This window comes from Caulifigura coniformis (assembly GCF_007745175.1).
Lineage (GTDB): Bacteria > Planctomycetota > Planctomycetia > Planctomycetales > Planctomycetaceae > Caulifigura > Caulifigura coniformis.
The window spans coordinates 6,310,745-6,333,378 of sequence record NZ_CP036271.1; the positions used below are offsets into that span (position 1 = coordinate 6,310,745).

General features: G+C 63.5%; 22 protein-coding genes. 13 read left to right on the top strand and 9 right to left on the bottom strand.

Translation table 11 applies throughout. The features are described 5' to 3' along the window. The first annotated feature begins 166 nt into the window (after positions 1-166). Together Pan44_RS25300 and Pan44_RS25305 are read left to right on the top strand one after the other, a co-directional pair. Complete coding sequence (locus Pan44_RS25300; protein ID WP_145034517.1) at positions 167-1,261, top strand: T6SS phospholipase effector Tle1-like catalytic domain-containing protein; 1,095 nt, start codon at positions 167-169, stop codon at positions 1,259-1,261. Between the two features lie 93 nt (positions 1,262-1,354). Next, positions 1,355-2,788 carry a sulfatase family protein gene (locus Pan44_RS25305; protein ID WP_197453649.1) on the top strand — a complete coding sequence of 478 codons (1,434 nt, stop codon included), beginning with the start codon at positions 1,355-1,357 and terminating at the stop codon, positions 2,786-2,788. An 81-nt stretch (positions 2,789-2,869) separates the two neighbouring features. On the opposite strand, the gene plsY is transcribed toward Pan44_RS25305, so the two are convergent. The 4 genes from plsY to Pan44_RS25325 all read right to left on the bottom strand — a co-directional run bounded on the left by plsY (position 2,870) and on the right by Pan44_RS25325 (position 6,625). Further along, a complete protein-coding gene (plsY, locus tag Pan44_RS25310; RefSeq protein WP_197453650.1) occupies positions 2,870-3,619 on the bottom strand; it encodes a glycerol-3-phosphate 1-O-acyltransferase PlsY in 750 nt (249 codons plus the stop codon). Positions 3,620-3,631: 12 nt separating this feature from the next. After that, positions 3,632-4,306 carry an HAD family hydrolase gene (locus Pan44_RS25315; protein WP_197453651.1) on the bottom strand — a complete coding sequence of 225 codons (675 nt, stop codon included), beginning with the start codon at positions 4,304-4,306 and terminating at the stop codon, positions 3,632-3,634. A gap of 64 nt (positions 4,307-4,370) precedes the next feature. Further along, positions 4,371-5,192 carry a tetratricopeptide repeat protein gene (locus tag Pan44_RS25320; protein WP_145034521.1) on the bottom strand — a complete coding sequence of 274 codons (822 nt, stop codon included), beginning with the start codon at positions 5,190-5,192 and terminating at the stop codon, positions 4,371-4,373. A gap of 101 nt (positions 5,193-5,293) precedes the next feature. Then, positions 5,294-6,625: an ATPase, T2SS/T4P/T4SS family gene (locus Pan44_RS25325; protein WP_145034522.1), complete on the bottom strand. Its 1,332-nt coding sequence runs from the start codon at positions 6,623-6,625 to the stop codon at positions 5,294-5,296. 318 nt (positions 6,626-6,943) lie between these two features. On the opposite strand from Pan44_RS25325, the gene Pan44_RS25330 reads away from it, so the two are divergent. The 3 genes from Pan44_RS25330 (at position 6,944) to Pan44_RS25340 (ending at position 8,963) form a co-directional block, all read left to right on the top strand. Next, complete coding sequence (locus tag Pan44_RS25330; RefSeq protein ID WP_145034523.1) at positions 6,944-8,245, top strand: O-acetylhomoserine aminocarboxypropyltransferase/cysteine synthase family protein; 1,302 nt, start codon at positions 6,944-6,946, stop codon at positions 8,243-8,245. Positions 8,246-8,361: 116 nt separating this feature from the next. Beyond that, the gene (locus Pan44_RS25335) at positions 8,362-8,610 is read left to right on the top strand and encodes a DUF433 domain-containing protein (RefSeq protein ID WP_145034524.1); all 249 of its coding nucleotides are present in this window, start codon (positions 8,362-8,364) and stop codon (positions 8,608-8,610) included. Beyond that, on the top strand, positions 8,610-8,963 hold the full coding sequence (locus tag Pan44_RS25340) for a DUF5615 family PIN-like protein (protein WP_145034525.1): 354 nt from the start codon (positions 8,610-8,612) through the stop codon (positions 8,961-8,963). The genes Pan44_RS25335 and Pan44_RS25340 overlap by 1 nt, the downstream gene beginning before the upstream one ends. Before the next feature lie 86 nt (positions 8,964-9,049). Here the strand turns inward: Pan44_RS25340 and Pan44_RS25345 are convergent, their stop codons facing one another. Beyond that, entirely contained in the window at positions 9,050-9,244 is a 195-nt protein-coding gene (locus tag Pan44_RS25345; protein WP_145034526.1) for a hypothetical protein, read from the bottom strand. 46 nt (positions 9,245-9,290) lie between these two features. After that, positions 9,291-10,097 (bottom strand): SDR family NAD(P)-dependent oxidoreductase, encoded by an 807-nt coding sequence (locus Pan44_RS25350; RefSeq protein WP_145034527.1) that lies wholly within the window; start codon positions 10,095-10,097, stop codon positions 9,291-9,293. A 131-nt stretch (positions 10,098-10,228) separates the two neighbouring features. On the opposite strand from Pan44_RS25350, the gene Pan44_RS25355 reads away from it, so the two are divergent. The 5 genes from Pan44_RS25355 to Pan44_RS25375 all read left to right on the top strand — a co-directional run bounded on the left by Pan44_RS25355 (position 10,229) and on the right by Pan44_RS25375 (position 15,589). Next, positions 10,229-11,500 carry a hypothetical protein gene (locus Pan44_RS25355; RefSeq protein WP_145034528.1) on the top strand — a complete coding sequence of 424 codons (1,272 nt, stop codon included), beginning with the start codon at positions 10,229-10,231 and terminating at the stop codon, positions 11,498-11,500. Positions 11,501-11,584: 84 nt separating this feature from the next. Further along, complete coding sequence (locus Pan44_RS25360) at positions 11,585-12,325, top strand: glycosyltransferase family 2 protein (protein ID WP_145034529.1); 741 nt, start codon at positions 11,585-11,587, stop codon at positions 12,323-12,325. 77 nt (positions 12,326-12,402) lie between these two features. Then, complete coding sequence (locus tag Pan44_RS25365) at positions 12,403-13,428, top strand: zinc-binding alcohol dehydrogenase family protein (protein ID WP_145034530.1); 1,026 nt, start codon at positions 12,403-12,405, stop codon at positions 13,426-13,428. Between the two features lie 135 nt (positions 13,429-13,563). After that, positions 13,564-14,985, top strand: a complete 1,422-nt coding sequence (locus Pan44_RS25370; protein WP_145034531.1) for a sulfatase — start codon at positions 13,564-13,566, stop codon at positions 14,983-14,985. A 31-nt stretch (positions 14,986-15,016) separates the two neighbouring features. Further along, entirely contained in the window at positions 15,017-15,589 is a 573-nt protein-coding gene (locus tag Pan44_RS25375) for a DUF447 domain-containing protein (RefSeq protein WP_145034532.1), read from the top strand. A gap of 80 nt (positions 15,590-15,669) precedes the next feature. Here Pan44_RS25375 and Pan44_RS25380 read toward each other — a convergent pair whose 3' ends face one another. Then, the gene (locus Pan44_RS25380; protein WP_197453653.1) at positions 15,670-16,794 is read right to left on the bottom strand and encodes a tetratricopeptide repeat protein; all 1,125 of its coding nucleotides are present in this window, start codon (positions 16,792-16,794) and stop codon (positions 15,670-15,672) included. A 227-nt stretch (positions 16,795-17,021) separates the two neighbouring features. Between Pan44_RS25380 and Pan44_RS25385 the strand changes: the two genes are divergently transcribed. The 3 genes from Pan44_RS25385 (at position 17,022) to Pan44_RS25395 (ending at position 21,305) form a co-directional block, all read left to right on the top strand. Continuing rightward, the gene (locus tag Pan44_RS25385) at positions 17,022-18,803 is read left to right on the top strand and encodes a hypothetical protein (protein WP_145034534.1); all 1,782 of its coding nucleotides are present in this window, start codon (positions 17,022-17,024) and stop codon (positions 18,801-18,803) included. 192 nt (positions 18,804-18,995) lie between these two features. Beyond that, positions 18,996-19,994, top strand: a complete 999-nt coding sequence (locus Pan44_RS25390; RefSeq protein WP_145034535.1) for a S1C family serine protease — start codon at positions 18,996-18,998, stop codon at positions 19,992-19,994. Between the two features lie 96 nt (positions 19,995-20,090). Then, positions 20,091-21,305: an acyltransferase family protein gene (locus tag Pan44_RS25395; RefSeq protein ID WP_145034536.1), complete on the top strand. Its 1,215-nt coding sequence runs from the start codon at positions 20,091-20,093 to the stop codon at positions 21,303-21,305. A 15-nt stretch (positions 21,306-21,320) separates the two neighbouring features. On the opposite strand, the gene coaD is transcribed toward Pan44_RS25395, so the two are convergent. Further along, positions 21,321-21,827 (bottom strand): pantetheine-phosphate adenylyltransferase, encoded by a 507-nt coding sequence (gene coaD, locus Pan44_RS25400; RefSeq protein WP_145034537.1) that lies wholly within the window; start codon positions 21,825-21,827, stop codon positions 21,321-21,323. A 153-nt stretch (positions 21,828-21,980) separates the two neighbouring features. After that, a complete protein-coding gene (locus tag Pan44_RS25405; RefSeq protein WP_145035186.1) occupies positions 21,981-22,553 on the bottom strand; it encodes a cob(I)yrinic acid a,c-diamide adenosyltransferase in 573 nt (190 codons plus the stop codon). Positions 22,554-22,634 lie beyond the last annotated feature (81 nt).

Genomic DNA, 22,634 nt, shown 5'->3' on the forward strand with positions numbered 1-22,634 from the left:
GCCATGATGGGGCGGCGCATGCGGGCCGTCAATTGGCCGGCCTTCTCCTTGCGGGGACGTCCATACCTCGTGCAAGATCAGCGATCGCCAGGTGTGGTCCGCTCCGGGAGGGGGCATCGGGTCGACCTGCAATGGGCCATGGCATTCGCAACCAGGACGCGGGTAGATGGGTCAGAACATCGTTCTCTGCTGCGACGGGACGGGCAACGAGATCTCGGGGAATCCGAGCAACATCCTGAGGCTGTTTCACACGCTCGAACGCACGCCGGAACAGGTTCTGTATTACGACGGCGGCGTCGGCACGCTCATCGATCCGATGTCGATGACGCGGTTCCGGAAGTGGATGCGGAGAAAGCTCGATGCGGCAATCGGGCATTCGCTCCGCGGCAATTTCTGCAACGCCTACCGGTTTCTCGCGGAGCACTATCAGCCTGGAGACCGGATCTTCCTGTTCGGCTTCAGCCGCGGCGCCTATACGGTCCGGGCCCTCGCCGGCGCCATTTACCGCTTCGGAATCCTGAGGCCCGAACTGTCCCGGCTGGCCGAGTTCGCATGGACCTCCTTCAGCGACGAACTCGACAACCTCTCGCGGGAAGACCTGTTCGAGGCAGCCGCCCGCTTCAAGAAGCATTTCGCCGTTGAGCCTCAAAGCCGGGTTCATTTCATGGGCGTCTTCGACACGGTCAGTTCGCTCGGATGGATCTGGGACAGTCGCACGCTGCTGAACACGGACCACAATCCGGCGATCGATCACATCCGGCATGCCATGGCGCTCGATGAATGCCGCGGAAATTTCCGGATCGACCGCTTCATGCCCAAGAAGGCCGATCAACACCTGTCGATGAAGGAAGTCTGGTTTCCAGGCGTCCATTCCGATATCGGAGGGGGCTACCCCGAAAAGGAGTCGGGCCTCTCGAAGTGCGCTCTGGAATGGATGCTTCGCGAAGCGGCCGACCTCGGAGCGGTCGTCAATCCGCAGCGGCGCTCCGATGTGCTCGGAGGGGCCAAAGGCATGTGCGCTCCGAATCCACTCGGCCCGATTCACCAGTCGCTGACGGGATTCTGGCGGGGCCTGGAATGGCTGCCTCGCAGGGCCTGGTGCAGGTCGCGGAAGCGAATGGTGTGGTTTCCGCCCAACCGCGGCCGCAGCCGGACCTACGACGATCCGGTCTGCCTTCATCAGTCTGTCGAAGCCAGGATGAACGCCATCCCGGACTACGGCCGCCGACTCCGTGGGACGGCATACGTCGTCGAACAGTAGACGCTGCTCCCCGCGGTTCATTCCCCGATGGCCCGCGGCTATCTTTTCTTCACTGTCTCCGAGTTCGACTCCTCTTGCGCCCTGGAGCGTTCCGTGCGAAACATTCTCTGGCTGGTCGTTGTGGCATCGTTCGCTTTCGGCGGCGATCCCCTGCAGGCCGTCGAAGCCACGAAGCCCAACATCCTCTTCGTCCTGTCAGACGACCACACCGCCGCGCATCTCGGCTGCTCCGGCGACACGACGGTGAAGACCCCCAACCTCGACCGCTTCGCCGGCGAGGGAATCCGCTTCACGAAGATGTTCACCGTCGCTCCGCAGTGCGTCCCCTCGCGGGCGGGATACATGACCGGCCGGTCCGCCGTCTCTGTCCGCATGACCCGCTTCAACTCCCCGCTCCCGCGCGACGTCGTCACACTCCCGGAACTCCTGCGCAAGGACGGCGGGTATTACACGGGCGTCTGCCGCCGCAGTTTCCACCTCGATGGCCCCGGCGGAAATCGCCTCGGGCCAGTGACCAGGAAGGTCTATCAGGACAACGACCTCGCCTCCTTCGATGAACGAGTCGACTTCCTCGACCGCAATTCCCCACGCGCCCAGACGAAGTCCAAGGTCACCGAGTTCCTCGGACAGGTCCCGGCCGGCAAGCCGTGGTTCCTGTGGGTCAATTTCAACGACCCGCATCATCCCTGGGACAGGGACGCGGTGAACCCGCCCTATGATCCCGCCTCGATCAAGCTCCCGCCCCACCTTCCCGACCTTCCGGGCGTCCGGGAGGATCTCGCCCGCTATCTCGCGGAAATCGGCCGGGCCGACGAAGAGTTCCAGATCGTCCTCGACGCCGTGAAGGCAAAGGCAGGCCTCGACAACACGCTCATCATCTTCGCCGGCGACAACGGCCACGCCTTTCCGCACGGGAAGGGCTCGCTCTACGACCCCGGACTCAACGTCCCGCTGCTGATCCGGTGGGCCGGCCAGATCAAGCCGGGCCAGGTGTCCGACGTCCTGGTCTCAGGCGAAGACATCGCGCCGACCTGCCTTGAGGCCGCCGGCTTGAAGCCCGATCCAAAGATGACGGGTAAGAGCCTCCTCCCGCTCCTCAAGGGGGAAGCCTCTTCTCCGCGGGAATTCATCTTCGCCGAGCGCGGAGTGCATGGGAGTTCCAACTTCACCGAGAAGACCCGCTCGAGCGGGTACGACCTGGCCCGGTGCGCGCGGTCGGGCCGGTACAAGTACATCTACAACTGCACTCCCTGGATGACCTATTCGCCGGTCGACAGTGCGGGCGACCCGGGATGGAAGCAGATGGTCGCAGCCCATGAGGCCGGGCAGCTCCCGCCCGCGATCGACAAGACCTACTTCACCAGCCCCCGCCCCATTTTCGAGTTCTATGACCTCGAAGCTGACCCGGGCGAACTCAACAACCTGGCCGGCAAACCCGAGGTGGCTGCGGAGGAGAAGAAGCTGCGCAGCGCTCTGATCGAGAAGATGATCCTCGACTGGGACTATCTCCCGCTCCCCGCGGAGTGAAGAACGCACCTCGCTCGGTGATCGGTGTCGTCACAGACGCAGCCCCCCGGCTGATTTTGAAGCAGCCGGGGGGCTTTTTGTTTAGAGCGGCCGGGACGACGCTTCGCCCCGCCGTGAGTGGGTCGACGCCTCCGCCCCGGAGTTGCCATCGCCCGCCGGCCGGATCGTCGGCTCGTGGCTGCCGCCCGGGCCTCCTCCTGCCGGACGCAGTGCCTTCTCTTCACCCCGCAGCAGCCGGCCGATATTCGCCCGGTGCCGGAAGATCACCAGGCCCGGTACCGCCAGGCTGAAGAGCGCCAGGCTCAGCTTGCTTCCGCCGAACGGATTCGGCGAGAGGACGAACATCTGCACCGCCGCGAACACCGCCGCGGCGGCGATCGAGCCGAGTGAGACGATCCGCTTCCATGCGAACAGCACGATGAATGTTCCCAGGGCCGCCAGCGCGCCCAGCGGAGCCAGCACGCTCACGACGCCCAGCGAAGTGGCCACCCCTTTGCCCCCTTTGAACTTCAGGAAGCAGGAGAACATGTGCCCGAGGATGGCTGCCACTCCGCACCCCACCGCCAGGTGGCTGGAAGTCGTCCAGCCCTCGACCTGTTTGGGAATCAGCAGCGTCGGCGCGAGTCCCTTGAGCGCATCAAGCAGGAGAGCGATCGCTCCCCAGCGCCAGCCCAGAAGCCGGGTGACGTTGGTCGCCCCGACGTTCTTGCTTCCATGCTCTCGAAGATCGATCCCACCCACCAGCCGCCCCAGGATGAGGCTGAACGGGATGGAACCGGTGAGATACGCCAGGAGCAAGGCTCCGGCGATGACAACAGTTGGCGATGGCACGTGATTCAGACCTCAAATGAGACGCGAGAGCAGCGTTCCTGGGTCAGTCAGATCATGCAGTAACAGGTCCGGTAATGTGGGGATCAATTCGTCGTACGAGTAGACCCCCGTGGCGACTGCCACAACGTTGGCGCCGATCGCGCGGGCACACGCGACGTCGGCTGGTGTATCTCCAATTACCCATACGCGGTCGGCCGCGACGGGCGATCCACAATGTCGATGCGTCGCTTCGTATGCAAGCTTGGCGACGTCGTCACGCGAGTGATGGCTGTCGCCGAAAGCGCCGAACTGGAAGTAGTGGTCGATTCCGTAGTGCTTCAGCTTCAGCCAGGCCCCTTCCTCGAAGTTGCCGGTCAGCAGCCCCAGTCGCACGTCCTCGCGCGCGTGCAGAATCTCCAGAATGTCACGCACACCCGGGAGCAGGAAGCCATCCAGTTCGGCCATGGCCAGCGGCAGCTGCCGGAAATACTCCGACGAAAACTGCGTCCAGGCCGCCGGCGTGTTGTCGATCCCGTGGAACTCGAACAGGTCGTGCGTGATCGCGAAATCGGTTCGCCCCGCCGCTGGAATGTCTTCCGTCGGCCGCGTGATTCCGAACACCTTCTCCAGGGCACGCTCCATCCCTCTCTGGCCGGCCCCGCCGGTCAGAAGCAGTGTTCCATCGATGTCGAAGAGAATGACGTTCACAATCCGCAGCCTGCTCCAAAAGTGAAGCTGCGATGATATCGGGAAACCCTGCCGGACGCGCGGCTCACGCAGCGGGCAGTTTCCGGATCAGCCGTTTCGCCCGACCTTTCCAGAAATAGAACTTCCGCGAGATCGCCTTCGGGCTGGCGTCGACGTCCATGATCAGCCCCTGCAGCAGTTCGCGGGCCGCTTTCGGCTCCCCGTTCTGGGCGTGGATTTCCGCGAGGCGATACAGCGATTCCGGATGACGCCAGCGCTTGGTGTGCTGTTCGAGGTGGGTCTGCGCGGCCTCGTTCTCGTTGAGCTTCAGAAGCGTGTTCGCGTAAGTCAGCGAAACGTCGCCGAACTTGTACGACGGATCGATCTCCAGCACGCTCGCCAGCTTCTCCCGCGCTGTCGAATAGTTCTCCAGGCGGTAGGCCACGAGTCCGGCCCCCCACAGGGCGGCCAGGTTCTTCGGGTCCTTCTCGAGCGCCCGGTCGTACGCGTCGCCTGCTTCCTTCAGCCGGCCGATCTCGCGCAGCGCATCACCCAGTTCCACGTGCTGGTGGGCGTTTCCGATCTGGGCCGCGGCGATCCGCTTGCGCTCGAGTTCGCGCCCCCCCAGGAATCGTTGCAGGAACTTCGGCGGCTGCAGCGTCGAACTCGGCAGCCAGCGAATGAAGAAGTAAGCAATCGTTCCGAACGGGTGAAACAGCAGCATGATCCACAACCACATCCCGCGGTCCGGGTCGTACTTCGCGCAGTAGGCCAGCATCCAGATGAGGACGATGACGTAGACGAACGCCCACGGGCCCGAGGTCCAGCGCGCCGCCTGGTGCAGCAGCCAGCCAATGCCCGTCGGCTCGGCCATCTGGCCAAGGATCAGCGAACCGAACGCGGGCATCGAATGTCACTCTCCTTGTTTGAGCCTGGGACCATGCCGGGCATGGGGCCGCGCCGGGCTCTCGCCGGAAAGGCGCGACGCCCGTGAGTCGCCGGGGCCTCCTACTTCGTTGGCTTGAACACCCGCTGCAGTTCCTCCAGCGACGTCCTGCCTTCGGCCACCAGCCGCAGGCCGTCCGACTGGAAGGACTGCATCTTCTCCTTGCGGGCCGCCGCCTTGATCGCCGCCGCATCCCCGCCGCCAGCCACCGTCTCCTTGACGGCGCCTGTCATCTCGATTGCTTCAATCAGCGCGACGCGGCCGAAATAGCCCATTCCGCCGCACTGCTCGCACTCATCCGGTTCCTCATCGGAATCCTCGCTCGCGCTCGCCTCGAAGGCACGATACAGCACCTTGGTTTCCGGAGGCAGGCCCACCTTCGCCAGCAGCTTGGGATGCGGACGAAACGCCTGCCGACACTTCTGGCACAGCGTCCGAACCAGCTTCTGGCTCACGGCCGCCGTCAGGCGTTCGGACACCAGCTTCGGATCGCCCACCATCTCGACCAGCTTCGCGATCGCGTCCGCCGCGTCACGCGCCGTGAACTCGGCCAGGAATGTGATGTCTTCCGCTTCCTCGACAACCAGCTTCGCAAACTCGGCGTCGCGGATCGGGTCGATGTAGAGCACATCGCCTTCCGCCCGTTTGCAGCGGCCCACCGTCTGGACGAAGTTGTCCTCCGGATTGGTCTCGAACTGCTTCACATGCGACACCTCCCGCCCCGTCATGTCGGTCAGCGAGTAGATGGTGTACAGGTAACCGTCGATCCCGCGCAGCAGCGCGTTCGTCGTGGTGGTCACCCCCGACATCGGCATTCCGACCCCCAGCACGAGCCCCTTCCGCTGGGACGTCCAGCCGCGGATCTTCTGCCTCAGGTCGTCACTGAACCCCAGGTCGTCCGGCGTGAAGAGCTTCTTCGACTTGTCCTGCGCCCGAAGGATCAGTCGTTCCGCTCCCCCCGGCAATGGAGTCGAGTCGGCCCGCACCAGGTAATTCACGTTGCTGAACTGTGCGTTCATTCCGCCCGACTGCGGCTTCGTCCGCACCTTGATGTCCATGCCGGACAACAGCTTCAGCATCTGCGTCACGGCCAGCCCCGCCTGCGGGCTCAGCTTCTCGGCCGGAAATGGAACCCCGTCAACGTAAAACGTGGCGACGGTCGCCCCGGCCTTCGGCTCCAGCCGGATCATTTCCGCCCGCCGCGAGAAGGCGTTGCTCACGAGCTGTTTCGCCCGCACGAGGCCCGCCTGAACGAGCTTGCCGTTCTCTTTCAGCCTGGGATCCACCCCATTGATCGCCCCCTGGAAGAGGACAAGTTCCTCCTCTTCGTCCTCATCGCGATCCTTCGCGGCCTTCTTGGTTTTCTTCTTGTTGCCACCGAAACCGAAGATCACGTTGATCACTCCGCTGCACCGGGAACTCGATCGAGCCCGTCGCAAGCTTTTGCCTGCGGGGCCGTTCCGTCAATTCTGACACGCCGCTTGGGGCGTGAAAAGGAAGCACCGCCGCCGGGTCCAGCGGTTCCTGAAGGATTGTAGGGACGCGGGACAATGATGACGGTTCTTCGGGGCAGCGGCCGGATCCCGATCCCTCACTGGGCCCCCCGTTCATCGTTCCGGCCTGGGGAGTCGCCTCAATAGCCCGACCCGCCATCGGGAAGTAGGATCGCCGGTCCGGCTGCAATCTCCCCGGCTTTCCCAAGAGACCCTCCCATGAGCGATGCGCCCCTCGGTACCGGCACCCTCTGTCTCCACGGCGGACAGGCTCCCGACCCCGCTACCAACTCCCGCGCCGTCCCGATCTACCAGACGACCTCCTACGTCTTCAACAGCACCGATCACGCCGCCAGCCTCTTCGGCCTCAAGGAATTTGGCAACATCTACTCGCGGATCATGAATCCGACCTGTGATGTGCTGGAAAAACGCATCGCCCTGCTCGAAGGCGGATCGGGGGCTCTCGCGGTCTCCAGCGGCCAGGCCGCCGAAACACTGGCGATCCTCAACCTCGCCTCCGCCGGCCACAACATCGTGTCGTCCTCCAGCCTCTACGGCGGGACGTACAACCTGTTCCACTACACGCTGCCCAAGTTCGGCATCGACTGCAAATTCGTCGACGGCAAAGACCCGGCCAGCTTCAAAAAAGCGATCGACAAGAACACCCGCTGCGTGTTCCTCGAAACGATTGGCAATCCGCGCTGCGACATTCCCGATTTCGAAGCGATCACGAAGATCGCCCACGAGGCCGGCGTGCCGGTGATGGTCGACAACACGTTCGCCAGCCCCTTCCTCTGCCAGCCGTTCAAGCATGGCGTCGACATCGTTATCCATTCCTGCACGAAGTTCATCGGCGGGCACGGCACTTCCATCGGCGGAATCATCGTCGAGAAGGGGGACTTCCCCTGGAACAACGGCCGCTTTCCCGAGTTCACCGAGCCCGATCCGAGCTACCACGGCCTGAAGATGTACGAGGCCTTCAGCGGGATGAACATGACCTACATCCTCAAGGCCCGCGTGCAGATGCTCCGCGACATCGGGGCCGCGATGAGCCCATTCAACGCCTTCCTGTTCCTGCAGGGGCTGGAGACGCTGCACCTGCGGATGGAACGCCACTGCTCCAATGCGCTGGCCGTCGCAAAATTTCTCGAAACTCACCCGAAAGTTTCGTACGTCCAATATGCGGGGCTGGAATCACATCCCAGCCACGCGCTGGCGAAGAAGTACCTGCCGAAAGGAGCGGGGGCCGTGTTCGGATTCGGGATCAAAGGCGCGACGCCGACCCAGCAGCAGGAGAACGGCATCAAGCTGATCAATGCCGTGAAGCTCTTCTCGCACCTCGCGAACGTCGGCGACAGCAAGTCGCTCATCATTCATCCGTCCAGCACGACCCACCAGCAGCTGACCCCCGAGGAGCAGGTGAGCACGGGGGTATCGCCCGACTTCGTCCGGCTGTCCGTCGGCACTGAAGACGTCGCCGACATCATCGGCGATCTCAAACAGGCGCTGGATAAGGTCTAAGCGGATTTTGGCGAGCGGGGGGCGTCAGCCCCCTGATTGCCCCGCGATCACAATGATCGCCGTGGATTCGACATGGCGGACCGGCGTATGATGTCATGACTCAATGAGGTGCATTCATGTCGGACGACAACCTCCTGAAACGCATCGTTCAGGATCCGAAAGTCATGGCGGGTCAGCCGGTGATCAAGGGGACACGTTTGACGGTCCGCTTCGTCCTGAATGTCCTCGCGCACGGCACTTCCGTCGATGAGTTGCTGCTGGAATATGACGGGTTGGCGGTCGAAGATCTTCAGGCCTGTTTTCTGTTCGCTTCCGAATCCCTTGGTGATGTCGAGTTCATGCCGCTCGTCGCCGAGGCCTCGTAGTGCGGTTTCTCGTCGACGAATGTACTGGTCCGCGCGTGGCTCACTGGCTTCAGACGCAGGCCCACGACGTCTTCTCGGTCTATGATCGCTGGCGAGGTGCTGACGATGTTGAGGTGCTGGCGAAGGCTGCCTCCGAGAACTGGATTCTGATCACCAACGACAAAGACTTCGGGGATCGCATTCACCGCGAGAGAATGCCGCATCGAGGAGTGATCTTCCTGAGGCTGCGAGATGAAACGGTGAACTCGAAGATTCAGGTCATCGAACGATTGCTGGCCGGCTACTCCAGCCAACTTCAGGACAAATTTGTCGTCGTGACGGAATCGCAGGTGCGATTCGCTGTCTCGTCGTGAGCATCTCGCGTCAGCAGTGGCCTGCGATGCGCCACCACCTGACCAACGCCCAGGCGAGCGGAGGGCGTGAGCCCCATGTCCGCGGCTTACCCGGATCGGGCGTCTGTGACCTCTCTCGGGGATCGCTGTGAGACTTGTGTGTAAGCGCTTTCGGCGATTCCGACAGCAGAGATCGCGATGATCGCCCAGCCTCCGGCGAGCCAACCCTGCCAGAATGCGACGAGCCACGCGATCCACGCGAGGATCAGGAGGAACCGGATGAAGAGAAATGCTGTTCTCATCGCAGAATGAATCTCCTCGCCACTTCCTATCTGCTGCACACCCCCCTCACCAGTGCATCACAAACCCGCCGTCCACATTCACCGTCTGCCCCGTCACATGCCGCGCCCGAGCTGATGACAGAAACACGATCATGTCCGCAATCGCTTCCGGCGTCTGCCACTCCCCCAGCGGCACGATCGACTTGATCTTCCGCCCGGCCCATTCTTCATAACTCAGCCGCTCAGCCTCCGGCGCCTGGTCATGCCACGCCTGCCACACGCCGCGGTTGAGCGGAGTCTGCACCATCCCCGGGCACACCGTATTCACCCGCACTCCGTGCGGAGCCAGATCCTTCGCCATGCACTGGGCGAAGTTGATGTTCGCCGCCTTCGCAGCGCTGTACGGCGGATCGGTCTGCGAACCGATCTGCCCGGCCACGGAGGCGAGGATCACCATCGTCCCCCGTCGCACGATCAATGCGGGCGTCACCGCATGGGCCAGGTTCGTCGTCCCCATGACGTTCACTTCCAGCACGTCCCGCCAGTCTTTTGGCTCCAGATTCGTGAACGGAAACCCGAACCGCCCCGAGCCGATGGCCGCGGCGTGGACGACGTGATCGATGCCGCCGAACAGATGGCAGGTTTCCGCTGTCGCCGCCTGCACTGAGGTCTCCGCGGTGATGTCGACCGGAATCCCCGTCACCTCGGCGTTCGTTTCACGCGCCAGTTGGCCCGCCGTCTCCGAAGTCCTTTCGCTGCGATCCCACAGCGCCACCCGGGCCCCTTCCAAGGCAAAGGCCCGCGCCGTCGCCAGCCCGATCCCGCTCGCGCCCCCCGTCACCACGGCCGTGTGCTGCTCAAGTTCCAGATTCATCGATGCGCGCTGCCGGTCCTGGTGCTGCCGCCTCTCCATGAGGGCGGTCTCGATGCGGACAGACTGGTAAGATCCACGAGGTGAGATCACCCTGCAACTTCGAATCGACAACCTCACGGAAAGGAAACGGGATGTCCACGACGCGTCGACGATTTCTCCAGGCAGGACTGGCCGGAGCCGCAGGCCTGGCGATCGGTCGTCGAGGTCTTGCAGCGTCGGAGACTTCCATTCCAGTCCGGGCGATCACCCGCGGGCCGAAGCATCACTGGTTCGCCTACTACGACAAGCTGCAGTTCGATCCAACGAATCGTTACGTCCTCTCCAACGAGGTCGACTTCGAGCATCGCACGCCGGAACCAACCGATGTGATCAACGTCGGAATGGTCGACATCCAGGACGGCGACCGCTGGATCGAACTCGGCCAAAGCCGGGCCTGGGGCTGGCAACAGGGCTGCATGCTCCAGTGGATCCCGGGAAGCGACTCCAGGGTGATCTGGAACGATCGCGAAGGAGACCAGTTCGTTTCGCGGATCCATGACGTCCGCACGAAGGAAACGCGGACGCTTCCCTCCGCGATTTACACCATTTCCCCGGACGGCCGTTTCGCCATCACGGCCGATTTCGCCCGCATCCAGTCGCTGCGTCCCGGATATGGCTACGTCGGCCTGCCCGATCAATTCGCCGATCAGAAAGCTCCGAAGGAATCCGGAATCTTCCGTGTCGATCTCGAGACCGGCGAACGCAAGCTGATCCTCTCCCTGCACGACATCGCGCAGGTTCCCGTGAGCGGCGAGAAAGTCGACCAGCACTGGCACTGGTTCAATCACCTGCTCATCAGCCCCGATTCAAAGCGCTTCACGGTGCTGAATCGCTGGCGGGCGGAAGACCCGGCCACCGGAAAGCTTCAGCCGCGCTGGCAGACCCGCATGCTGACGGCCAGCGTCGATGGCGGCGATCTCGCGATCCTCAAACTCTCGACGATGATCTCGCATTTCATCTGGAAGGATCCGGAACACATTTCCATGTGGACGAAGCCTCTCGACAAGCCGGATGGCTTTTACGTGGTCAAGGACAGGACGAGTGAGACCACCGTCATCGGTGAAGGGATCATGACCCGGGATGGCCATCTCACGTACATTCCCGGCCATCCCGACTGGATCCTCAACGACAGCTACCCCGACAAAGTGAACCGGAATCAGGTTCCCTATCTGTTCCACGTCCCCACAGGGAAGAAGGTCGAACTCGGAGCATTCCACTCGCCGCTTCAGTACACCGGCGAATGGCGGTGCGACACCCATCCGCGGGCGAGCAATGACGGACGCCTCGTCACGATCGATTCGCCGCACGGCGGGAATGGACGGCAGCTCTACTTGATCGACGTGTCGGGCGTCCTGAACTCCTGAGGATTCCGGCCGCACAGTCCCCTGTTCGCTTTGGACGGACGACATAGAATCTCCCGTTCAACCGGGAATGGGAGGTTCTTTCTGATGTCGCATCGCATCCTGACGGCTCTGCCCGTCTACAACGAAGAGAAGTACCTCCTCGACGTCCTCCCCGTCGTGAAGAAGCACAGTCAGGATGTGCTCGTCGTCGACGACGGTTCCAGCGATCGCACGCCCCATCTCCTCGCCGAGATGGAAGGCATCACCGTCATCCGTCACGAGAAAAATCAGGGTTATGGAGCCGGTCTCCGGTCGGCCTTTCAGTACACGATCGAGCAGGGTTACGACGCCCTCGTCACCATCGACTGCGACGGCCAGCATCAGCCGAAACAGATTCCCGAGATTGCGCAGGCGCTCTGGCCGGCCGATGGCTCGGTCGTCGACATCGTGTCCGGAAGCCGCTATCTGAAATCGTTCGAGGGAGACAGCCTGCCCCCCGAGGCCCGCCGGAAGGTCAACGTCGAGATCACCGCGCAGATCAATCGCTGCTTCGGGCTCTCGCTCACCGATACGTTCTGCGGCTTCAAGGCCTATCGCACCGAGGCCCTCGCGAAGTTCGACATCACCGAGCTCGGCTACGCCATGCCGCTGCAGCTCTGGATCCAGGCCGTCTCCCACGGCATGACCATTGTCGAGTTTCCGGTCCCGCTCATCTATCTTGATGAGAACCGGTCCTTCGGCGGCTCCCTGGACGACTCCGGCACCCGGCTGGCGTACTACAGGGAAGTGCTGAAACGCGAGATGGCCCAGCAGCAGATTGGCTGCGGCGATTCCCTCTCCCGTTAACCGCCACCCGTCAGGGGAGCGCGTTCGAACGGATCGGCCCATAGTGACCGCGGCCGCTCACTCGATCCCTCCCCACAATGCGCGCGATCCGTCTCAATCAGCCTCGCGAGTTCGTTCAGGTTCAGATCGATGCGCCGGCGGCCCCCGGGCCAGGCCAGGCCCTCGTTCGCACGCACCGCATGGGCATCTGCGGCAGCGATGTCGGCGGCTACCTCGGCAAGATGCCGTTCTTCAAATACCCCCGCATTCCCGGGCACGAGTTGGGGGTCGAAGTCCTGGCCGTCGGCCCCGGTGTTGCGAACATCAAACCGGGCGACCGCTGCAGCGTCGAGCCCTACATGAACTGCGGGAAGTGCTTCGCCTGCCGCAGAGGGCAGGGGAACTGCTGCCAGACGCTGGAAGTGATCGGCGTGATGATCGACGGCGGCCTGCGGGAGCAGTTTCTTGTCCGCGCCGACAAGCTTCATCCCTCAACCAAACTGACCTACGACCAGCTCGCCCTCGTCGAGACGCTCGCCATCGGTTGTCACGCCAGCGACCGCGGAGATTCAAAGAAGGGCGATCACGTCCTCATCATCGGCGCCGGCCCCATCGGCCTCGCCACCCTCGAGTTCGTCCGGCTCACCGGCGCCGAGATCACGGTGATGGACATGGTCCCCGATCGCCTCGAGTTCTGCCGCAGGGTCTACGGAGTGGCACACACCGTCGTCGCCAAAGGCGATGCTTCCGACCTCGAACAACTCAACACGATCACCGGCGGCGACCGCTACGCGGTCGTCATCGATGCCACCGGCAGCAACCGCTCGATGTCCGCCAGCCTTGGCTACGCCGCCCATACGGGCACGGTCGTCTACGTCGGCATCACCTCCGGCGAAGTGACCTTCCCGCACCCGGTCCTTCATCGCCCGGAACTGAACCTCAAGGGAAGCCGCAACGCTCTCCCGAAGGACTTCCCGCGCATCATCGACCTCATCGAACGCGGCGTCATCAATACGCAGCCCTGGATCACCCATCGCACCACCTTCGATCGCGTGATCGAGGAGTTCGAAACCTTCACCCGGCCGGAGACCGGCGTGATCAAGGCGGTGATCGAAGTGGCTTGAGGCGACAAAAAAAGAACAGAAGGACGCGAAGAACGCGAAGGAATCCAAAGTGCGTCCTCATTAACAACCTTCGCGTCCTTCGCGATCTTCTGTTCAAAACCCAATCGGACTAAGTCCACACGCGGAGTCTGAGCAATGCGGTCTTTGCTGGCCTTTCTGCTGCTGGTCTTCTGTGGCACGTCAGTCGACGCCGCCAACAACCGTCCCAACGTCATCTTCGTGCTGATCGACGATCTCGGCTGGACCGACTTCGGTTGCTTCGGGAGCGACCTCTACCAGACGCCCGAACTCGACCGCCTCGCGGCGGACAGCATGAAGTTCACCGCCGCCTACTCCGCCTGCACCGTCTGCTCGCCCACACGCGCCGCTTTTCTCACCGGCAGGTATCCCGCCCGGCTGCATGTCACCGACTGGATCCCCGGCCAGATGCCGGCCAATCCGAAGATGCTCGTGCCCGACTGGACGAAGCACCTCGCGCACGAGGAGGTCACGATCGCCGAGCGTCTCAGGGAGGCCGGTTACGCGACCGCCAGCATTGGAAAATGGCACCTCGGGGATGAGGCCTATTTTCCCGAGACGCACGGCTTCGACATCAACATCGGCGGCACGCACCGTCCGGAGCCTCCTTCCTTCAACTCACCGTATCGCAGCGAGAAGGTTCCCGAAGGCATTCCGACGATTCCGGACGGCCCCTCGGGGGAACACCTCACTGACCGGCTCGCGGAAGAGGCCGTGAAGTTCATCAGCGCTTCCCGGGACAGGCCGTTCTTCCTCTACCTGCCCCACTTCGCCGTCCACCTGCCAATCCAGGGACGGCCCGACCTCGTCGAGAAATACCAGGCCATCAAACGGGCAGGGCTTCGGCACAGGAATGCCGGCTACGCGGCGATGGTCGAAAGCGTCGACATGTCGATCGGCCGCATCCGGCAGGCACTCGCCGACCTCGGCATCGCCGACCGCACCATCCTGGTCGTCACCTCCGATAACGGCGGCCGCGTTCCGACGACCTCCAACGTTCCCCTCCGGGCCGGCAAGGGCTCCGCCTACGAGGGAGGCGTCCGCGTCCCTCTTATCGTTCACTGGCCCGGCGTGACGAAACCTGGGAGCGTCTCAGATGCCCCCGTCATGACGATCGACTTCTTTCCGACGATCGTCGAAATGACGGCAACGCGGCCCGATGCGAAGACCCGTCCCGATGGAGTCAGCCTCGTTCCGCTGCTGAAGCAGACGGGCCACCTCGAGCGCGATGCCCTGTTCTGGCATTATCCGCATCACCAGCACTATCAGCAGGAAGGGGCCATGCCCTACAGCGCGATGCGCGAAGGGAAGTGGCGGCTGATTGAATTCTTCGACGACGGGGCGTTCGAACTCTACGACCTCGACGCCGACGTCGGAGAGCGTCACAACCTCGCCGGCGCCTACCCCGACCTGGCGGCGCGAATGCGGGAGCGCCTCGCAGCCTGGAGAACCGAGGTCGGCGCACAATTGCCGACCCCGAATCCCGGCTACAATCCCGGGTTGCCGCAACACATTCCCAAACCGAAAGTGGCGAACTGACTCGCGGAGTCCGATTCGCCGCAGGTGGAACATGATTCTGGAAGGCATCGTCACCAGCCGGAACGACGACGGCTCGATCAACGTCGCGCCGATGGGGCCGGTCGTGGATGAAACACTCGCCTGGCTGAGGCTCAGGCCGTTTCAGAGCTCCACCACTTTTCACAACCTCCGCCGGCAGCGGGTCGGTGTCTTCCACGTCGTCGACGATGTGCTGCTGCTGGCGAAGGCCGCCATCGGGCGGCTGCGGGAGATCCCGGAAACCCGGCCGGCTGAGAAGATCGATGGCGCCGTTCTGACCGACGCCTGCCGCTGGTACGAATTCGAAGTCGACTCGATCGACGAGTCGCACGAACGGTCCGAGATTCTCGTCAACGTCGTTCACGTCGGACGAATTCGCGACTTCTTCGGTTTCAACCGCGCCAAGCACGCAGTGCTCGAGGCCGCGATTCTCGCGACCCGCATTCACCTCATCTCGCCGGCGGAACTCCGCACCGAACTGGAACGCCTTCGAAGTCCGGTCAGAAAGACCGCCGGACCCCGCGAAGCCGAAGCCTTCCAGCTCGTCGAAAACTACATCGACGAAGCCATCGGCGACCTCGTCTGACCCCCGCGGTTGCCAAAGTCACCCGACGGCGCTGGCCGCCCGTCACAAGCGGCGGCCCGACTTGACCGGTGAACCGCGCCTCACGGCGCCGGTGTCACCGGCGCCGTGACCGACGGCTCCTCGATGTGCGCCTTCTTCTGGCGATACTTCTCGAGACGCAGCACGGTCGGCGGCTTGTCCGCCTCCGGCATCAGCTTCAGCGCATGGTCGGCCGCTTCGATCGCATCCTCGAACCTCCCGTCCGCCGCATAGGCGGCCGCCAGCGTGTCGAGAAAATTCCCCACCGGCAGGTCGCTCATGGCGTCCGTCTGCTCGGCCAGCTGGACCGCGAGCTTCGGGTTCCGAACCCCTTCGTCGGGGCACGTCGCCAGCAGCCAGGCCGCGTCATTGAAGGCGCGGATGTTGTTGGGATCGAACTGCTGCGCACTGGCGTAATCCTTGAGAGCCGCCTCGAACTCCCGCTTCGCGTAACGGGCCGTCCCGCGATTCAGGTACGCCCCCGAGAATTGGGGGAAGATCTCGATCGCCTTGCTGAAATCCGCAATCGCCTCGTCCAGTTTGTTCTCGCGGAGATGGATCAGTCCGCGGCAGTTAAAGCCTTCCACCGATTGAGGGGCGACCTCCAGGAGCAGGGCCACGTCCGTTTTCGCCGACGGCAGGTTGTTTTCCTCGATCGAAAGCGTGGCCCGGTGCACGAGCGCAAACGGGTCTTTCGGCGCAAGTTCGAGCGCGCGGTCGAAATCGACACGGGCGCCAGCGACGTCTCCCAAGCCAGTTTTCGCAATTCCCCGGTTGACGAGCGGCGAAGACGACTTAGGGTCAAGCTTGGCCGCTTCGGTGAAATCCGCGGCGGCCTCCGCGAATTGTCCGCCCTGCAGGCGCACGGTCCCGCGGTAGTGGAAAGCCGCCGACGAAGGCTGTACCTTGATGAGCTGGGTGAAGTGTTCTTCGCCCCGCTCAAGAGGGAGGGAATTATCCCGCTTGAGCCAGCCGCCGAATCGGGGGATGAGGAGCCAGTTGCCCTCCTCCTTCGTATAGACCAGGACGGTCCCGGCAGGCACTGACGCCAGGGTTTTCTCGGACGCCATGATCGGCGCGGCCTTGTCGATGACGACGACCGTTTTAGAGGGCGAGTAGGCCTCTTTTTGGTCGTCAGCCCTGAGGAGAAGGGGAGTGGCAGCGGTCAGGACAATCAGTCTCAGCACACCGGGTAAAAGGGTTGTGCCAAATGAACGTTTTCCATGCTGTTGAGGGCTGGAATCTCCAAAACCGCTTGTTGCGTCCCCGCATTCTTTGTGTAGATTACCTAGACTGACTTGTCGTTTTAGTGCTCGCATATTTGCTCTTTTGACGCTGGGCCTTGGGCCGGAACGACGGGATTGCGGCGCGTGACCGCAGTGTTGGCAACGGAATCGAGTGGAGGAATCGTCGAATGAAGAAACTTCTGATGTTGCCGGCTGTGGCTTTCGCCCTGTCGGCCGCTCAGGCACTGGCTGGCCAGTGTGGCGCATGTGCGACACAGGCCGCCTGCGCCCCCTGTGGAACGCCTTGTGCCGCGCCGGCTCCCGCCGTGAGCTGCGGACCGCAGTATATCACTCAGGAACGCACCGTCATGTGCCCTGAGATGCGGACGGAGACCCGCAAGATCTCCGTCACCGAGATGAAGGAAGAAGAGCGGACCCGCACCTGGACCGTCAACAACCCTGTCTGGGAAGACAAGACCGAAGAATACACGGTCATGGTTCCCACCACGGAGCAGCGCACCGGCACCCGCACGGTCGCCAAGCCCGTGACCAAGGAAATGACCCAGGAATACACCGTCATGGTTCCCCAGACGGAAACCAAGACGGCGACCCGCACCGTGAACAAGTACGTCACGGAACAGGTCGAAAAGCAGTACACCGTCATGGTCCCGCAGACGGAAACCCGCTCCGCCACCCGCACCGTGAACAAGTACGTCACGGAGCAGGTCGAGAAGCAGTACACCGTCATGGTGCCGCACACGGAAACCCGCTCCGCCACCCGCACCGTGAACAAGTACGTCACGGAGCAGGTCGAGAAGCAGTACACCGTCATGGTGCCCAGCACCGAGCAGCGGACCGCCACCCGCATGGTCCCCCGCCAGGTCACGGAAACCCGTGAGCAGCAGTACACCGTCCAGGTGCCCTACACCGAAACCCGCAAGGCCACCCGCCAGGTTGCCAAGCCGGTCACGGAAACGCTGACCCGCGAATACACCGTGATGGTTCCGTCGACCGAGACCCGCACCGCGACGCGGACGGTTTCGAAGGTCGTCCCGGTCCAGATGAGCCGCCAGGTCACTGTTGACCAGGGCTCTTGGGTCACGGTCGCCGATCCCTGCAACCCCTGCTGCTGCCGTCGGCAGTGGTGCCCGAAGCCGGTGACGATCGACTGCCCGTACACCTGCTACAAGACCGAATGTGAACAGGTTCCGTACGAGTACCAGGTGACCGTCTGTCATCCGGAAAAGCGGACCCAGGAATACACCGTCTGCAAGATGGTCTGCGAGCCGCAGGAGTACGAGTACCAGGTCACGCTCTGCCGTCCTGAAACCCGCACCCGTTCGTACAACGTCTGCAAGACGGTGTGCGAGCCGCAGGAATACACCTACAACGTGACCGTCTGTCACCCGGAAACCCGCACCTGCCAGGTGCCGGTCGTCCGCTGCGTGCCGGAAGAGCAGTCCTACGAGTACCAGGTCACCGTCTGCAAGCCGGAAACCCGCACCTGCCAGGTGCCGGTCGTCCGCTGCGTGCCGGAAGAACAGACCTACGAGTACCAGGTCACGACCTGCCGCGCCGAAACCCGCACCTGCCAGGTGCCGGTCGTTCGCTGCGTGCCGGAAGAGCAGAGCTACGAGTACCAGGTGACCACCTGCCATCCGGAAACCCGCACCCGCACCTACACCGTGTGCGAAACGGTTTCGGAACAGCAGGAATACACCTACGACGTGACCGTCTGTAAGCCGGAAACCCGCACTCGCACCTTCAAGGTCTGCAAGTTCGTGCCGGAAGAAAAGTCGGAGACCTACAAGGTCTGCGTCCCGGTCTGCGTCGAGAAGGAAATCCAGGTTCAGGTCTGCCACATGGTTCCGAAGACCATCACGGTCCAGGTCCCCTGCGGCAACACCTACGCCTACGCCTCCGGTTACGGCGCTGACTGCGGTCGCCGCAATCGCCGCTGCTGCCGCTAAGGCCAGTCTGCGGACTGACTGAGTTCAGAGCCCGGCTTCCCGAAAGGGAAGCCGGGCTTTTTTCGTTCCCGGGCGACTCGCTCCACGCCCCTCAAAGGAGGCCGACTCGTGCATCCCTGCAGCGGCCCCCTCCTTGCCTGCCGACCGCTGCACGAAACAATTCCTCCGCACAACACACGGGAAGGAATTGCCATGAGCCTCACCATCAGGGAACTGCACAGCGAAGGATCGCCCCCACCCGCCGGCCCCGGCCCCTCCAGGCCCGCCGTCGTCCGCGACGGCGATCTCCTCGACGCCTATTCCCAGGCCGTCGTCAACGTCGTCGCCACAGTCTCTCCCGCTGTCATCAGCCTCGCCGGCCCTCACGGTGAAGGGGGTGGCGGATCGGGCTTCATCGTTGCTTCCGACGGTCTCGCCCTGACGAACAGCCATGTCGTCGACGGGCGCGGGAAACTCCAGGCCATGACGACCGACGGCGATCGACTCGCCGCGGAACTGATCGGCGACGACCCCGCCACCGACCTCGCCGTCGTCAGGCTCAAGGCACGCGACCTCCCCGTCGTCCCCATCGGAGATTCCAGCACGCTGCTCGTCGGGCAGCTGGTTATCGCCATTGGCAGCCCGCTTGGCCTGCAGTCCACCGTCTCCGCCGGCATCGTCAGCGCTCTCGGCCGCAGTCTCCGTGCGAAGGATGGACGGCTGATCGAAAAAGTCGTCCAGCACACCGCTCCGATCAACCCGGGGAACTCCGGAGGTCCCCTCGTCGATTCGCGCGGCCGGGTCGTCGGCGTCAATACCGCGATGATCGCCATGGCTCAGGGCCTCGGCCTCGCCGTGCCCGCGTCGACCGCCGGTTGGGTCCTCTCCGAGGTCCTCGCGCATGGCCGCGTTCGCCGTCGCCTGCTGGGCATCTCCGCGGCCGTCGTCCCGCTCCCCCGTCGACTCATCAGCGAACTCGACCTGCTGACGACGACCGGTGTCCAGGTGACGGAAGTCCTCCCTGGCGGCAGCGCCGCGGCCGCCGGTGTCCATCCCGGCGACGTGATCGTGCTCCTCGCCGATCGCATCGTCGAAACGACCGACGATCTCCATCGTCTGCTGTCGCTCGCACCGTCCGGCGGCGAACTCGCGATGACCGTGATTCGCGACGACGAACTCGTGGAACTGATGATCTCTCCGCTCCACGGCTGATCGGCGACGCGAGTCGGGCCGAAAAATGCCGGCGGCGTGCTACCATCCGCGCCGCTGGCTCGCCCGATCCATTTTCGCCGCGCTGAGTTTCCCCTGATGGCCGCACCCCGGACGCCTCCCCTCCCGCCGCTTCCCGGCGCCCCGGCTCCCACGCCGCGGCTGATGTCGCTCGACGCCCTGCGCGGCTTCGACATGTGCTGGATCCTGGGGCTCGACGCCATCCTCAGCCGCGGTTCCGCACATCTGGCGACCGCCTCCTGGGTCCCGGAATCGGTCAAGGAAAACCTCCTCAAACCGGTCATCGAACAACTCGATCACGTCGAATGGGAAGGTCTCGTCTTCTACGACGTCATCTTCCCGCTGTTCCTGTTTCTCTCCGGCGTGTCGATGGCGATTTCGGTCTCCCGTCGGCAGAAGCAGTTCGGAACCTGGTCCGCCGCGCGTCACCTGGTCGTGCGGGCCATCCTCATCTGCCTCATCGGAATCATCTACTCCGGCGGCCTTCGTGGAGTCACCTGGGGCAAGACCGACCTCGAATCCGGCATCAACTCGATTCGATTCCTCGGAGTCCTCCAGCGGATCGGCATCGCCTCCGCCGCGGCCGGTCTGCTCTCCCTCTGGCTTGGAACTCGCGGCCTCGTCGCTGCGCTCGTCACGATCCTCCTCGGCTACTGGGCGCTCCTCACTTACTACCCCGTCCCCGAATTCGGCCCCGGAAACTTCGAAGCGGGCAAGAACCTCGCCAACTACGTCGACACCCTGTTTCTGCCCGGCCGCAAATACCCCGAGAAGTCGACCTTCGATCCCGAAGGCATTCTCAGCACGCTGCCCGCCATCGGAACGGCGCTTCTCGGATTGCTCACCGGCAAATGGCTCTTCGGGACCGCGACGCCCGGCAAGAAGGTCGCCCTGCTGATCGGTGTCGGAGCGCTGCTCGCCGGAATCGCCTATGCCTGGCATGCCAACCCCGCCGGCTGGGAGAAGTTCCCGACCTTCCCCATCGTCAAGAAGATCTGGACCTCGAGCTTCGTTCTTGCGGCGGGCGGCCTGAGCATGATCGCGCTCGGACTGTTCTACGCCGTCATCGACGTCGCCGGTTTCCGCAAATGGGCCGTCCCCTTTGTCTGGGTCGGCGCCAATCCGATCGCCCTCTACATCGCCAGCGGCATGGGAGCGTTCCGCAGCGTGGCCGCGAGGCTCGTCGGAACCTGTCCCAGCCCATGGACGTGGGTCGCGCCGCTCGTCGCTTTCCTGCTCATGCTCGCGACGGCACGCTTCCTCTACCGCCGCGGCATCCACATCCGGATCTGAAACACCCCTGAGGCCCTACTCGCTCGATTTCTCAATCAGCAGGTCGATCACCGCTTCCGGAACGAACTGCGACAGATGCTGCCGCCCGGCCGATTTGGCCATCCGCGCAATCTGCCGGATGAGCGTGCTGGAAATGTGCGAATAGCGCTCCGCCGCCATCAGGAACACGGTTTCGATATCCGGCGCCAGCACATGGTTCGCCAGCGCCATCGTGAACTCCGCATCCATATCCGACACCGTCCGCAGCCCGCGGAGCATCACCGTCGCTCCGATGCTCTTCGCGAAATCGACCGTCAGACCGTGGAAGCTTGCGACCTTCACGTTCGGCAGGTCGGCGAAAACCTCCCGGAGGACCTCCAGCCGCTCCTCATGTGTGAACAGCGGCGACTTCTCGGGATTGATGCCGATCGCAACCGTCAGCTCGGAAAACAGCGACGCCCCGCGCCGCACAATGTCTTCATGCCCCAGGGTGACGGGGTCGAAGCTGCCAGGGTAGATCGCGATGCGTGCGGAGGTCGGCATGGGGAGTCGGATTGAGCGTCAATGAAACAGGTCACGGGTCAAACTCGCATCTTCCTGGGGCCGTGTCATCCGTGGTTCGAAAAAAGTCACGGCCAGACCGCAAATCCAGACGCTCCTGCGTTCCGTTCTTGTCGTGGTGCCTCGTCCCGCCTCTCAACGGTTCTTCCCCGGTGTCCACAGCACATCCCCCCGCCCATCGTCGTTGCAGATCCGTCCCACGACGAACAGCAGGTCCGAAAGCCGGTTCAGGTAGCAGACCACCTGCTCGTTGATCGCTTCTGTCTTTGGAATCCTCACCACCTCGATTTCCGCCCGCCGGCACACCGTCCGAGCCAGGTGCAGAAAGGCGGCCGCCGGAGTCCCCCCAGGCAGGATGAAACTGTTGAGCGGCTGCAGGCGCTCATTGAAGCCGTCGATCGCCCGCTCCAGCCGCGTCACCTGCGATTCGACCACCCGCAGGCTCGTCTCCGGGTTCTCTCCCTCATACGGGGGAACGCACAGGTCCGCCCCCACGTCGAACAGGTCGTTCTGGATCGACCGGATCAGCTCGCGCACGTCCTCCGGGAACTGCCCGTTCGCGACGGCCAGCCCGAGCACCGAATTGAGTTCATCGACCGTCCCATAGGCCACCACCCGCGGGTGCGTCTTCGACACGCGCGAGCCGTCCCCCAGCCCCGTTTCACCGGCGTCGCCTGTTTTCGTGTAAATGCGGTTGAGATAGACCAAGGGAATCTCCGGGGCGGTCGGCGACGTCACTCGACCTTTCCTGGCTGACGGGCCGTTGATGGGAAGCGTGCCACGGCTCTG

Excerpts from the sequence above, each read along its gene's own strand:
- Pan44_RS25350 (WP_145034527.1), bottom strand. The coding sequence starts at position 10,097 with ATGAATCTGGAACTTGAGCAGCACACGGCCGTGGTGACGGGGGGCGCG.
- Pan44_RS25345 (WP_145034526.1), bottom strand. The coding sequence starts at position 9,244 with ATGAGAACAGCATTTCTCTTCATCCGGTTCCTCCTGATCCTCGCGTGG.
- Pan44_RS25390 (WP_145034535.1), top strand. The coding sequence starts at position 18,996 with ATGAGCCTCACCATCAGGGAACTGCACAGCGAAGGATCGCCCCCACCC.
- Pan44_RS25320 (WP_145034521.1), bottom strand. The coding sequence starts at position 5,192 with ATGCCCGCGTTCGGTTCGCTGATCCTTGGCCAGATGGCCGAGCCGACG.
- Pan44_RS25385 (WP_145034534.1), top strand. The coding sequence starts at position 17,022 with ATGAAGAAACTTCTGATGTTGCCGGCTGTGGCTTTCGCCCTGTCGGCC.
- Pan44_RS25330 (WP_145034523.1), top strand. The coding sequence starts at position 6,944 with ATGAGCGATGCGCCCCTCGGTACCGGCACCCTCTGTCTCCACGGCGGA.
- Pan44_RS25360 (WP_145034529.1), top strand. The coding sequence starts at position 11,585 with ATGTCGCATCGCATCCTGACGGCTCTGCCCGTCTACAACGAAGAGAAG.
- Pan44_RS25300 (WP_145034517.1), top strand. The coding sequence starts at position 167 with ATGGGTCAGAACATCGTTCTCTGCTGCGACGGGACGGGCAACGAGATC.
- Pan44_RS25335 (WP_145034524.1), top strand. The coding sequence starts at position 8,362 with ATGTCGGACGACAACCTCCTGAAACGCATCGTTCAGGATCCGAAAGTC.
- Pan44_RS25355 (WP_145034528.1), top strand. The coding sequence starts at position 10,229 with ATGTCCACGACGCGTCGACGATTTCTCCAGGCAGGACTGGCCGGAGCC.
- Pan44_RS25375 (WP_145034532.1), top strand. The coding sequence starts at position 15,017 with ATGATTCTGGAAGGCATCGTCACCAGCCGGAACGACGACGGCTCGATC.
- Pan44_RS25395 (WP_145034536.1), top strand. The coding sequence starts at position 20,091 with ATGGCCGCACCCCGGACGCCTCCCCTCCCGCCGCTTCCCGGCGCCCCG.
- Pan44_RS25370 (WP_145034531.1), top strand. The coding sequence starts at position 13,564 with ATGCGGTCTTTGCTGGCCTTTCTGCTGCTGGTCTTCTGTGGCACGTCA.
- coaD (WP_145034537.1), bottom strand. The coding sequence starts at position 21,827 with ATGCCGACCTCCGCACGCATCGCGATCTACCCTGGCAGCTTCGACCCC.
- Pan44_RS25365 (WP_145034530.1), top strand. The coding sequence starts at position 12,403 with ATGCGCGCGATCCGTCTCAATCAGCCTCGCGAGTTCGTTCAGGTTCAG.